Origin of the sequence: Streptomyces luteoverticillatus (assembly GCF_003970715.1) — a bacterium.
Taxonomy (GTDB): domain Bacteria; phylum Actinomycetota; class Actinomycetes; order Streptomycetales; family Streptomycetaceae; genus Streptomyces; species Streptomyces abikoensis.
The window spans coordinates 1,941,742-1,953,859 of the sequence record NZ_CP034587.1 but is presented as its reverse complement, the minus strand read 5'-3'; the positions used below and the strand labels follow the sequence as shown (position 1 = coordinate 1,953,859).

Genomic DNA, 12,118 nt, shown 5'->3' with positions numbered 1-12,118 from the left:
CGGGCGCGCGGGGCGCGCCCTGGTTCGATGTGCCGGTGTTCGATCCCCAGGGGTTCGATGCGCGTGCATGGGCGTCCAGCCCCTCCCTTCGCCGGCATGACCCGGATCAGGTTCGTACGGTCGGAGGCCGTCCAGCCTCCCTCTCAGCCCGGTCCGCCCGGGCTCCCGCGAGTGCTTGCAGCTTGCCACCCTAGTACGGCCCGAGGACCGCCCGGAAGGGCGGCCGGGCCCGGCCGGCGGGTCATATGGCCCCGCCGCGTCGTGACGTTGTGTCAGAGGTCTCCTCACGCGGTGCTCCGGCCTACCGGGGCGTCGGGCCTACAGTTGATCGTGTGAGCGAGGAGACGAACACCAGCAGTGACCGGCGCGTCGTGATCGTCGGCGCGGGCATGGCCGGGGTGCAGACCGCCATCGCCCTGCGCGAACAGGGCTGGCAGGGGGAGATCACCCTCCTGGGCGCCGAGCCCCACCAGCCCTACGACCGGCCGCCCCTGTCCAAGTCCGTGCTGCTCGGCAAGGCCGAGGGCTCCGCCTTCGCCGTGGACTTCGGCTCGCTCGGCATCGACCTGCGGCTCGGCCTCACGGCCACCGGCCTGCGCGCCGCCGAGCACGTCCTGGACACCGACGAGGGACCCCTCGGCTACGACGTCCTGGTCGTCGCCACCGGCGCCGAGCCCATCGGCCTGCCCGGCGCCGGGGACCTGCCCGGCGTCCACGTCCTGCGCACCGTCGACGACGCCGAGCGGCTGCGCCCCGTCCTCACCCGCCAGCAGGACATCGTCGCCGTCGGGGCGGGCTGGATCGGCGCCGAGTTCGCCACCGCCGCCCGCGAGGCGGGCTGCCGGGTGACGGTCGTCGAGGCCGCCGACCGGCCGCTCGCGGGCGCCATGCCCGCCGAGGTCGCCGCCCACATGGTCGACTGGTACGCCCACAGCGGCGCCCGGCTGCTGACCGGCGCCCGGGTCACGGCCGTCGAGCCCGGCGCGGTCGTCCTCGACGACGGCACCCGGCTGCCCGCCGACGCGGTCGTCGTCGGCATCGGGGCGCGCCCCGCCACGGGCTGGCTCGCGGGCTCGGGCGTCGAGCTGGCGGCGGACCGCTCCGTCGTCACCGACGACCGCCTGCGCACCTCCCTGCCGGACGTCTACGCGGTCGGCGACTGCGCCTCCTTCCCCTCGGCCCGCTACGGCGAGCGGCTGCTCGTCCACCACTGGGACAACGCCCTCCAGGGCCCCCGGACCGTCGCCGAGAACATCGTCCACGGCCCCGAGGAGGGCTCGGTCTACGACCCGGTGCCGTACTTCTGGTCCGAGCAGTTCGGCCGGTTCGTGCAGTACGCGGGGCACCACGCGGCCGCCGACGAGCTGGTCTGGCGCGGCGATCCGGCCAGTGCGGCCTGGACGGTGTGCTGGCTGCGCTCGGGCGTGCTGGTGGCCCTGCTGGCCGTGGGGCGGCCGCGCGATCTGGCCCAGGGGCGCAAGCTCATCGAGAAGGGCGCGGTCCTCGACCGGACCAGGGCGGCGGACGCGTCCGTTCCGCTGAAGGCCGCCGTGGTCTGAGGGGGCTGAGGCTGGTTCGGGGGGTGGTTCGAGGGGCCGGTGGGGTGGCCGGGGCCCGGCTCGGGTCAACCCGGCTACCGGCTGTCAGTCCCGGATGGCAGGCTAGTCCCGTGACCGAGATTGACGTGAAGATCGATGCGCTTGTACCCGCCTGGCTCAACCTCCCCGACATCGCGGAGATGCTGGGCATCGAGGTGACGCGTGTCCGGCAGCTGGTCAAGGAGGGCCAGCTGATCGCCGTACGCCGTGGCGAGAACCGTGTGCTCATGGTGCCCGCCGCCTTCATCGGCGAGGACAAGGTCGTCAAGGGCCTCGCCGGCACCCTGACGCTGCTCCGGGACGACGGCTTCAGCGACGAGGAAATGCTCGAGTGGCTGTTCACCCCCGACGAGACCCTGCCCGGCACCCCCGCCGACGCGCTGCGCGAGAATCGTGGCACGGAGGTGAAGCGTCGCGCCCAGGCGCTCGCCGTCTGACCCGTACGTAGCACCATCCGCACCACCAGCACCATCCGCAACGCCTGAGAACCACCGTCCGGTGTGCGGGCGCGAGGTCCTGCCCCCGCGCCCGCACGCCGCCCACCCGGGGGAGAAACACCCATGCCCGTCACCGCGCGCGAGCGGCTCGCCGAGGCCCGGCTGTACCTGTGCACCGACGCGCGCAAGCGCCAGGGCGACCTGCCGGAGTTCCTCGACGCGGTCCTCTCCTCCGGAGTGGACGTCGTCCAGCTCCGCGACAAGGGCATGGAGGCCGGGGAGGAGCTGGAGCATCTCGCCGTGTTCGCCGAGGCCGCCCGCCGCCACGGCAAGCTCTTCGCGGTCAACGACCGCGCCGACGTCGCCCACGCCGCCGCCTCCGACGTCCTCCACCTGGGCCAGGGCGATCTGCCCGTGCCCGCCGCCCGGGCGATCCTCGGCGACGAGGTGCTGATCGGCCGCTCGACGCACGCCGAGGCCGAGGTGGCCGCCGCCGTCGCCGAGCCCGGAGTGGACTACTTCTGCACCGGCCCCTGCTGGCCCACCCCCACCAAGCCCGGCCGCCACGCCCCCGGCCTCGGCCTCGTCCGCTACGCGGCCTCCCTCGCGCCCGCCCGGCCCTGGTTCGCCATCGGCGGCATCGACGCGGGCAACCTGGAGCAGGTGCTGGAGGCGGGCGCGCGCCGCGTGGTCGTGGTCCGCGCGATCACCGAGGCGGACGACCCCGGTGAGGCCGCCGCCCAGCTCGCCAAGCGCGTCCGCGCCCACGACGTGTGACCGTCTCCGCCCAGACCGTCTCCGCCCAGACCATCGCTGTCCAAGGAGTGGGACGGATCATGGACATCCGCCGGATCAAACGGGCATAACACCATTCTTGGTTGGGGTGCCCGGCGCGCCGCTGGTTAACTTGCCGGTATGGCCCTTGGCACTGCCTCCACCAGGACGGACCACGCGCGCACCGTCCGTGAGCTGCTCGCCTCCGGAGAGCGCTCGTACTCGTTCGAGTTCGCGGCCCCCAGGACGGAGAAGGGCGAGCGGACCCTGTGGGACGCCATCCGGCGGATCGAAGCCGTCGCCCCCACGTTCGTCTCCGTGACCTACGGCGCCGGCGGCTCCTCCCGTGAGGGCACGGTCCGCGCCACCGAACGCATCGCCACCGACACCACCCTCACCCCCGTCGCCCACCTCACGGCCGTCAACCACTCGGTCGCCGAACTGCGCAACGTCATCGGGCAGTACGCCGACGTGGGCATCCGCAACATGCTCGCGCTGCGCGGCGATCCGCCCGGCGACCCCATGGGCGAGTGGGTGCGTCACCCCGAGGGCGTCCGGTACGCCGCCGAGCTCGTCAGCCTCATCAAGGAGTCCGGCGACTTCTGCGTGGGCGTCGCCGCCTTCCCCGAGATGCACCCGCGCTCCACGGAATGGGAGTCGGACATCCGGCACTTCGTGGACAAGTGCCGGGCGGGCGCCGACTTCGCCATCACCCAGATGTTCTTCCACCCGGAGGACTATCTGCGGCTGCGCGACCGGGTCGCGGCGGCCGGCTGCGACACCCCGATCATTCCCGAAATCATGCCCGTCACGAACGTGCGGCAGATCGAACGGTTCGCACAGCTCAGCAACGCGGCGTTCCCCTCGGAGCTCGCTGAACGGATCCTCGCGGTCAAGGACGACACGGCCGCTGTACGCTCAATCGGGATCGAGTACGCGACGGACCTGTGTGCTCGGTTGATGGCCGAGGAGATTCCCGGGTTGCATTTCATTACCCTGAACCACTCCACGGCCACGTTGGAGATCTACCAGAACCTGGGACTGCACCAGCGGTCCTGACGGCCGGCCGGCGACGGCGGCCGTACGAGAGGGGCGTTGGATGGGCTGGACGGTCCTCTACATCGCGTTCGGCGTCGTCGCGCTCTGGCTGCTCGCCGAGGTGCTGCTGCAGTACAAGGCGCGGTTGCGCTGGCGGCTGCTCGCCTTCACCGGCTTCCTCGGCGTGGTCGCGGGCGTGATCGTGCCGTCCGTGGTCGTCATCGTCATCGGCGCCCTCGCCTTCGGGGTGGGGCAGACCTTTGTGACGCTCTCCTTCCGGCGCGGCTTCTCCCGGGGCTGGGCCCTGCGCCGGGGCGACGCCGCCGAGGGCGGCGACGGGCCGGACGGTGCCGGTGCGGGGCGGGGCGGACCGGCCGGTTCCGCCCCGGCGAAGTCCCGGGCGGCCGGCGGCCGCGCGGCAGGCCGCGCCGCCCGTCGCCGCAAGGGCGGCGGCGAGCGCGTCCCGGCACCGGCACCGGCATCGGCATCGGCCCCCGCCGGTCCGCCGCCGGTCGCCTCCGACATGACGCTGCCCGCCTCCGGCCCCGACGCCCTGACGACGATCACCGCCGGCGGGCCGGGCGCGCCGGGAATGCCGGACCCGATGCCGGGCGTCCCCCCGCAGCCGACCGCCGAACAGCCCCACCTCATGGGCCACGAGGCTCCGGCCGCGGCCGACTTCGGCCAGTACGGCGGCCAGCCCGCCCAGGGCGGCCAGTACGGCGGCGGCTTCGACTACGGGCAGGGCCAGGGCCAGGGCCAGTACGCGTCCTACTCCGACCCGTACATCGGCAACCGTCCGCCGTCCTACGAGACGTACGACGCCTACGGTCAGCAGCAGTCCTACCCCCACCAGCAGCAGTACGGTGTCGGCGCCTACTCGGCGGGCGCGTACGCCCCCCAGCAGTACGACACGGACACCCCGCCCGGCGGGGTCTGGGTGCCGCAGCAGCGCGACACCGACGCCGCCCCGGGCGCCCCGGCCCCGCACGCCCCGCACGAGCAGAACCCGCCGTACGGCCAGGGGTACGACGACCAGCGTTACCGCTACTGAGCGCTCCGCTGGAGGTCCGGCGAGTCATCCGCGGGTGCGTCGTGGCTGGTCGCGCAGTTCCCCGCGCCCCTTCGGGGCGCTGCTACTGGGAGCCGCGCCAGTCGGCCCCGGAGACGACCAGGCCCGCGACCATCGCCCCCGACATCCCGGCGTGCGCCAGCCCGCCGCCGGGGTGGGCGAAGCCGCCCACCAGATAGCACCCGGGCAGCCGGGTGAGATTGCCCGGCCGCAGGAACGCCCCCCGCGCCCCGGCCAGGACGGGCGCGGGCACCCCGCCGCCCTCGGCCCCGGTCGCCGCCTCCGTGTCGGCGGGGGTGCGGACCTCGCGCCACAGCACCCGCTCCGCCAGATCCGGGACCGCCGCCTTCGCGGACTCGACCACGCGCTCGGCGAAGGCGGCGACGGCCCGCTCGTCGCGCCAGTCGGCGCGCTCGCCGTGCGGTGCGACGGTGGCGGTCAGGGTCACGGCCTCGTGCCCGTCGCCGGGGACGGTGGCCGGGTCGTCGGGCCGGAGAACGGTCACGGTCGGGCGGTAGGCGCTCGCGGCGCCGGCGCCGAAGACCGCCTCCAGCTCGGCCGCGCGGTCACCGCCGTGGACGACCGTACGGTGCGCGGTGCCCTCGGGGCGGGCGCCGGAGAGCGCCAGGAACACGCTGAACCTGCCCGGGGGCACGGGCGCCGCTTGTGCGGTCTCCGCCGCTCCCGGGGCGATGGCCGCCAGCCGGGCGGGGGAGACCCCGGCCACCACCATGTCCGCCTCGGCCACGCTCCCGTCGGCCAGCCGCACCCCGGCCGCGCGCCCGTCCTTCTCCACGACGCCGACGACGTCCGAGCCGAAGCGGAACTCCACGCGCCGCGCCAGGCACCGCTCGTACAGCGCGTCCGCGAGGCCGCGCAGGCCGCCGGTCACGTACCAGCTGCCGAAGGTCTGCTCCAGGTACGGCAGGACCGTCGCGCTCCCGGGCGCCTCGCGCGGGTCGAGCCCGTAGGCGAGGGCGTGGCTCTCCAGCAGGGCGATCAGCCGCGGGTCCGTCAGCTCCCGCTCGGCGACGGACGCGAGCGTCACCGGCACCGGGCGGCGGAACAGCCCCTTGCGGTGAGGCAGCGCCGGATAAGGATCGCGGCCCAGCGCCTCGGCGCGCTCCGCGCGCAGCGGCTCCTCCAGCAGCGGCCGCCGCGTCGCGTCCCACACCTCGCGCGCCCGGTTGACCAGCTCGCTCCACCGCTCACCCGCGCCCGCCCCCACCGCCGCGTCGAGCGCGGCGACGACACCGGCCCGGGAGGCGTTGGGCAGCGTGAAGTCCGTGCCGTCGGGGAAGAGATGGCGGCTCGCCGGATCGACCTGGACGAGCCCGAGGCTCTGCTCCAGCGACTCCTTGCCGGTCTTGACGAACAGGTCGCGGTAGACGGCGGGGAGGTGGAGGAGGGCGGGGCCGGTGTCGAACGCGAAGCCGGCGCGGGTGAGGCGTCCGACGCCTCCGCCGTATGTGTCTGTTCGCTCGTACACCGTCACCCGGTGGCCCGCGACGGCCAGCCGCGCAGCGGCCGCCATCGCGCCCATGCCGGCGCCGATCACCACAATCTGTGCCATGGTTTCGACCTTATCGGGGCGGTGAGGCTGCCCCGGTCCCGCCCTTTCACCGTTTCCCGGGGCTCCGCCCCAGCCCCCGCGCCTCAAACGCCGGCGGGGCTGGATTTGCCGCCCGGACGGGCTGAATTCAGCCCGTCCGGCGTTTGAGGACCGGGGTCCGGGGCGGAGCCCCGGTTACGGGAAGGGGCGGGGCTGGGGCGAGAGACGCCGTTCGCGGCGGCGTCGCAGGAACGCCCGTACCCGCTTCCAGAGGAAGACGACCAGGCCGATGCCCGCCGCCAACAGCGCCGCCGCGATGACCGCCGCCGCCACCGGATGGAAGATCGCGAACACGATCAGCGCCGCGACCCCGAGGTCCTCCACCACGCTCAGCACGATGTTGCTCGCCGGCTCCGGTGACGTGTTGACCGCCATGCGCGTGCCCGTCTTCACCAGGTGGCTCAGCAGCGCGGCCGAGCCGCCCACCGCGCCCGCCGCGAGCTCGGGGAGGGAGCCGTTCTGGCCGGCGAGCAGCGCGCCCACCACGCCTCCGGCGATGGGCCTGATGACGGTGTGGACCGCGTCCCAGACCGTGTCCACGTACGGGATCTTGTCGGCGACGGCCTCGCAGAGGAAGAGCACGCCCGCCGCGATGAGGACGTCGGGGCGCTGGAGCGCCCCGGGCACGTCGTCGCTCACCCCCGTCGCGCCGAGCAGGCCGAGCAGCAGGACCACGGCGTAGGCGTTGACACCGCTGGCCCAGCCGCTTGTGAACACCAAGGGAAGCACCGACACGCGGATGATCGTAACCGCCGTCCCGAGGTCCCTGAGTACGCGTACTCAGGGACGGAGATGAGTACGCGCGCGGATGGGGCGCACCCCGTCCGGGAGGAAGAGTGGTGGTCGCGGAAGGGACCGCCGGAGCCGGCACCGCCGATACGGGGCGGCGGAACGGCGGACGGCGGACCCTGACGCGGACGGGGGAGGGTACGGGGGGAACGTGGGGGAACCACGGGGGAACGCCGGCCCGGTGCGGACCGAGGGGGATCGGGCCGCACCGGACCGGCGCACGTCCGCGCGCTAGCGGCCCGCGCCGCTCACCCGCCCCTGCAGCAGTCGCGACAGCGCCGAGTGCACCTCGTCGATCGACCGTTCCGGCTGGAACGACTGCCAGTCCAGCGCCGCCACCAGCACCATGCCGAACAGCGCCGACGCCGTCAGCGGGATGTCCAGCTCCGTGCTCAGCTCGCCCGTCGCGACCGCTTCGGTCAGGACGGCCTCGATGACGGCGATCGCCTTCTGCCGCACCTGCATCAGCGTCGACTGCCAGGCCCGGTTGGTGCGCCACAGCTCGGCCACGTAGAGCTGGGTGAGCGAGGGGTAGCGGGTGATGAAGTCCAGGCCGGCCCGGATCATCGCGTCCAGGGCGTCGACCCGGCTGCCGCCACGCTCGGCCGTCTCGTCGGCGGCGGCCTGGAGGGAGTCGGTCAGCAGCTCGATGCCGTGCCGCAGCAGCTCCTCGAAGAGCACGGTCTTGCTGGCGAAGTTGTAGTAGACCGTGCCCTTGGCGACTCCGGCGCGCTCGGCGATCTCGTCCACGGTGGTGGAGGAGAAACCCTGTTCGGCGATGAGGGTGACCGCTGCTTCGAAGAGCTTGCGCCGGGTGTTCTGCCGCCGTGTACCGCTGCTGTCCATGACGGTGATTCTCCCCGTACCGGCCGTGTCCGCGCTCACAGGCTCAGCTCCGGGTGCAGCCGGTCCACGGACCAGACCTGTTTGCCCCGCGCCGAGACGGCCGTCAGGGCCAGGGCGGCGGCCGTGAAGGCCGCCAGGACGCCGCACGCCTGCCAGACGGGGGCGAGCCCGCCGCCGGTGATGAGGTGGCGCAGCCCCTGCACGACGTAACTCATCGGCAGGAAGGGATGGATCGCGTTGAAGAAGCCGGGGCTGGTCTGCACCGGGTAGGTGCCGCCCGCCGAGGTCAGCTGGAGCATCAGCAGGGCGAGGACGAGGATGCGCCCGGCGGGCCCGAAGCGGGCGTTCAGCCACTGGACGACGGCCGCGAAGCACGCGACGACGAGGACGAGGAAGCCCGCCGTGCCCGCCGCCCGCACCGGTCGCAGGCCCAGCCCCCAGTGGAGGACGGCCAGCAGCGCGGCCGCCTGGAGGACGCCGATGGCGACGACGGGCAGCCAGCCCGCCACGGCGATCCGCCAGGCGGAGGCCCCGGCGGCCAGCGCCCGCCGGTTGAGGGGCTGGATCAGCATGTAGGCGACCATCGCGCCCACCCAGAGCGAGAGCGGGATGAAGTAGGGGGCGAATCCGGTGCCGTAGTCGGGGCCTTGTGGAGCGCCTTGGCGGCCAGGGCGACCGGGTCCGCCATCACCTCGGTGCGGGCGTCGCGGTCCTTCTTGCCGTAGTCGGGGATCTTCGCCGCGCCGTCGTGGAGGCCGCCCGCCAGCTTGGCGGAGCCGTCGGACAGCTTGACCATGCCGCCCTGGAGGGTGTCCGCGCCCTCGCGCAGCCTGCCGATGCCGTCGTCGAGGTCGGCGGCGCCCGTCCTGGCGGTGCCGAGCCCGTCGCGCAGCTTTCCGGTGCCCGCGCCGAGGCGGCCGGCGCCCTCGGCCACCTGCTGGGCGCCGTCGTTGAGGGCGTTGACCTTCCGCACGGCGCCGTCGATGTCCCGCGCCAGGTGCGGGGCCTCGTTGGCGAGCCGTTCGGCGGCGGCGCTCAGGGCGTCCAGCCGTCCGGGGAGCCGGTCGAGTTCGCCGTTCTCGTTCCGCACGAGGGCGTCGAGCTTTTCCGCGCCCTCGGCCGATTGCCGCGCGGCGAACACGGCCTTCTTCAGGGCCGGGCAGTAGTCGCCCGTCGTGGTGGCGCCGGTCCCGGTGGTGGTGCCGGTCGCGCACAGCTTGTCGTACGCGGCGGACAGGTCGTCCGCGCCGCGCCTCGCGGCCCTGGCGAGGGGTCCCGTCACGGCGGGGGAGGGCAGGTCGGCCAGGTGCTCGCGGACGGTGCGCGCCTCGCGGGCGACGCCCCGGGCGGCCTCCCCTATCTCGCCCGCGTGCTCCTTGACGAACGCGCCCTCCTTGCCGGCGACGCCGTTCACCTTGTCGGCCAGCTGCCGGGTGCCGTCCGCCACCCGTTCGGCGCCGCCCGCCAGTTGCCTTGCGGCGGAGTCCAGGGTGCCGGCGCCGTCGTGCAGCCGGTCCACGCCCTGCTCGAGCTCGCCGCTGCCGTGGCGGGCGCGGGTCAGGCCGTCCTTGAGGTCCCCGGCGCCCTTGCGGGCCTCGCCGATGCCCTCGCCGAGCCGGTCGGCGCCGCCCGCCGCCTCCTCGGTCTTGCCATGGAGGCCGGAGAAGGAGACGAAGATCTTGTCGTAGAAGGACCGTGACGTCCTGCGGGAGGCGGCCGCGCGGACCTCGGAGAAGACCGAGCGGGAGATCTGGCCGACGATGTAGTTGTTCGCGTCGTTCGTCCGGACCTGGAGCGCGCCGGTCACGGGGGAGCCGCCGGAACCGGAGCCGGAACTGGAGGCGAGCAGCTTGCTGAAATCGGCCGGGATGGTCAACGACAGGTAGTACGTCCCCTTCTCGACCCCCTTGCGGGCCTCGGCGGCGCTCGTCTCGTGCCACTGGAAGGACTTGGAGCCGCGCAGCCCCTTGACGATCGAGTCGCCCGCCGCCAGCCGCTCGCCGTCCACCGTCGTGCCCCGGTCGGCGTTGACCAGCGCCACCGGCACCTTGTCGAGCCGCCCGTAGGGATCCCAGAACGACCACAGGTACAACGCGCCGTAGAGCAGGGGCAGCAGGAGGAGGGCGACGAGCGCGGCGCGCGGCAGCCGGCCCCTTCCGAATCGTTTCAGCTCAAGGACGGCCAATTTCGGCGAGCGCATCCGCCGCTCCCTTCGGGGCCTGGGACAGGGTCCGGGCGGTGCTGACGATCAGCGCGTCGCCCGGCGGCGGCGCCTCCGCGCACACCGCGAGCACGGTCGTACCGGCCCCGGCGAGCGAGCGCAGCAGCGCCCACGCCTGCTCGCGTTCGGCGGCCGTGAGCTTGAGGTCGGTGTCGTCCACCGCGACGAGCCGGGGCGAGCCGACGAGCGCGAGGGCCAGCGACAGCCGCAACGCCTCCAGCCGCCCCAGGTCCCGTACGGCCGTGCCGGCGCCCTTGGGCAGCGCGGACACCTCCAGCCCGGCGGCCGCGAGCGCGGCCTCGGTACGGGCCGCCTCCCGCGCCGCCTTCTCCGCTTCGGGACGGAACAGCGCGCCGGGCGAGGCGCCGAACCTCCGCTGGAGCAGCGCGCGTTCCCGCAGGTGCTCGCCGACGGTCAGGGAGGGGTCGAGCTCGGCGACGCCGGGGACGTGCGCGAGCGCGCTCACGCGCCGGACTGCCGCCATCCGCCGGGGCAGGGCCAGGCCCGCGATCTCGGCGTGCCCGGCGGATGGCCGCATACGACCGGTGAGAGTGAGCAGGAGACAGGTGCGGCCTGAGCCGGAGGGGCCCTCGACGGCCACGAGCGAACCGGGCGGCGCGTCGATGTCCACCGCGCGGAACGCCCAGCCGCGCGGCCCCCGGACACCGAGGCCCGCCGCCGCGATCGCGGCTCCGTGCGGGGTGCCGTCCACAGGACCTCCCAGCAACCTTGGACTGACCGGTCAGTGCAAAATTATGCGGATCGCTCCCTTCCTCCGTCAACCCCGTTCCGGAACACGGGAGTTCGCGCAGGTCATGGCCGGTTCGCACCGATGCGGGAGGGCGCGTGGCGAGAGGTGCGGGGTGGCGCGGTCCGGCCCATTAGGCTGGTGCCGCCCGACGTCAGTCACCCGTAGTCGCCCGCCGAGGAGTCACCCGCCGTGTCAGACCCGCTGCGCCCCCGGGCGTCCCTCCGTACCGCCGTGGTCTGGGAGGTCCTCAAGGACGCCCTCGACCGCCGGGTCAAGGCCGCCGGCCGGGAGGCCCTGGACGTCCTCGACACCGGTGGCGGCTCCGGCAAGTTCGCGGTGCCCCTCGCCCGGCTCGGTCACCACGTCACCGTCGTCGACCCCAGCCCCAACGCGCTGTTCGCACTGGAGCGCAGGGCCGCCGAGGCCGGGGTCGCCGAGCGGGTGCGCGGCGTCCAGGGCGACGCCCACGGCCTGTTCGACGTCGTCGACCGCGACGCATTCGACGTCGTGCTCTGCCACGGCGTGCTGGAGTACGTCGACGACCCCGCCGACAGCGTCCGCAACGTCGTCGCGGCCCTCCGCCCCGGCGGCACCCTCAGCCTGCTCGCCGCCGGCCTCGGCGGCGCCGTGCTCGCCCGCGCCCTCGCCGGGCACTTCACCGAGGCCCACCAGGCCCTCGCCGACCCCTCCGGCCATTGGGGCGCCGGCGACCCGCTCACCCGCCGCTTCTCCGCCGAGCAGCTCTCCGGCCTCGTCGGCGACGCGGGCCTGGAGGTCTCCGCGGTGCACGGCGTGCGCGTCTTCGCCGACTTGGTGCCCGGTGTGCTCGTCGACCACGAGCCCGGCGCGCTGGACGCGCTGCTGCGGCTGGAGGCCGCCGCGGCCGAACTGCCGGCCTTCCACTCCATCGCCACGCAGCTGCACGTCCTGGCCGAGCGGGACTGACTCCACCCCCCGTCCCCGCCTCGTCCCCTGCCTCG

10 protein-coding genes, 1 pseudogene and 1 riboswitch are annotated in these 12,118 nt (G+C 74.2%); of the genes and pseudogenes, 6 read left to right on the top strand and 5 right to left on the bottom strand.

The window, feature by feature from the left end:
* Positions 1-66: 66 nt before the first annotated feature.
* A riboswitch (TPP riboswitch) is annotated at positions 67-179 on the bottom strand.
* 153 nt (positions 180-332) lie between these two features.
* The 5 genes from EKH77_RS08210 (at position 333) to EKH77_RS08190 (ending at position 4,901) form a co-directional block, all read left to right on the top strand.
* A complete protein-coding gene (locus tag EKH77_RS08210; protein WP_240667265.1) occupies positions 333-1,559 on the top strand; it encodes an NAD(P)/FAD-dependent oxidoreductase in 1,227 nt (408 codons plus the stop codon).
* A gap of 110 nt (positions 1,560-1,669) precedes the next feature.
* On the top strand, positions 1,670-2,035 hold the full coding sequence (locus tag EKH77_RS08205; RefSeq protein WP_126913755.1) for an Rv2175c family DNA-binding protein: 366 nt from the start codon (positions 1,670-1,672) through the stop codon (positions 2,033-2,035).
* Between the two features lie 123 nt (positions 2,036-2,158).
* Positions 2,159-2,812, top strand: a complete 654-nt coding sequence (gene thiE / locus EKH77_RS08200) for a thiamine phosphate synthase (RefSeq protein ID WP_126913754.1) — start codon at positions 2,159-2,161, stop codon at positions 2,810-2,812.
* Between the two features lie 138 nt (positions 2,813-2,950).
* A complete protein-coding gene (gene metF / locus EKH77_RS08195; RefSeq protein WP_126913753.1) occupies positions 2,951-3,868 on the top strand; it encodes a methylenetetrahydrofolate reductase [NAD(P)H] in 918 nt (305 codons plus the stop codon).
* Between the two features lie 40 nt (positions 3,869-3,908).
* Positions 3,909-4,901 carry a hypothetical protein gene (locus EKH77_RS08190; RefSeq protein WP_126913752.1) on the top strand — a complete coding sequence of 331 codons (993 nt, stop codon included), beginning with the start codon at positions 3,909-3,911 and terminating at the stop codon, positions 4,899-4,901.
* Positions 4,902-4,983: 82 nt separating this feature from the next.
* Here EKH77_RS08190 and EKH77_RS08185 read toward each other — a convergent pair whose 3' ends face one another.
* The 5 genes and pseudogenes from EKH77_RS08185 to EKH77_RS08165 all read right to left on the bottom strand — a co-directional run bounded on the left by EKH77_RS08185 (position 4,984) and on the right by EKH77_RS08165 (position 11,099).
* Positions 4,984-6,492 (bottom strand): phytoene desaturase family protein, encoded by a 1,509-nt coding sequence (locus EKH77_RS08185; protein WP_126913751.1) that lies wholly within the window; start codon positions 6,490-6,492, stop codon positions 4,984-4,986.
* A 174-nt stretch (positions 6,493-6,666) separates the two neighbouring features.
* On the bottom strand, positions 6,667-7,266 hold the full coding sequence (locus tag EKH77_RS08180) for a DUF4126 domain-containing protein (RefSeq protein WP_126913750.1): 600 nt from the start codon (positions 7,264-7,266) through the stop codon (positions 6,667-6,669).
* Between the two features lie 285 nt (positions 7,267-7,551).
* Positions 7,552-8,166 carry a TetR/AcrR family transcriptional regulator gene (locus EKH77_RS08175; protein WP_126913749.1) on the bottom strand — a complete coding sequence of 205 codons (615 nt, stop codon included), beginning with the start codon at positions 8,164-8,166 and terminating at the stop codon, positions 7,552-7,554.
* A 35-nt stretch (positions 8,167-8,201) separates the two neighbouring features.
* Positions 8,202-10,366, bottom strand: a pseudogene (locus EKH77_RS08170) (YhgE/Pip family protein).
* Complete coding sequence (locus tag EKH77_RS08165; protein WP_126913748.1) at positions 10,338-11,099, bottom strand: ATP-binding cassette domain-containing protein; 762 nt, start codon at positions 11,097-11,099, stop codon at positions 10,338-10,340. The pseudogene EKH77_RS08170 and the gene EKH77_RS08165 overlap by 29 nt, the downstream one beginning before the upstream one ends.
* Positions 11,100-11,327: 228 nt before the next feature.
* Here EKH77_RS08165 and EKH77_RS08160 point away from each other — a divergent pair, with 228 nt between their 5' ends.
* Positions 11,328-12,083 carry a methyltransferase gene (locus EKH77_RS08160; protein ID WP_126913747.1) on the top strand — a complete coding sequence of 252 codons (756 nt, stop codon included), beginning with the start codon at positions 11,328-11,330 and terminating at the stop codon, positions 12,081-12,083.
* Positions 12,084-12,118 lie beyond the last annotated feature (35 nt).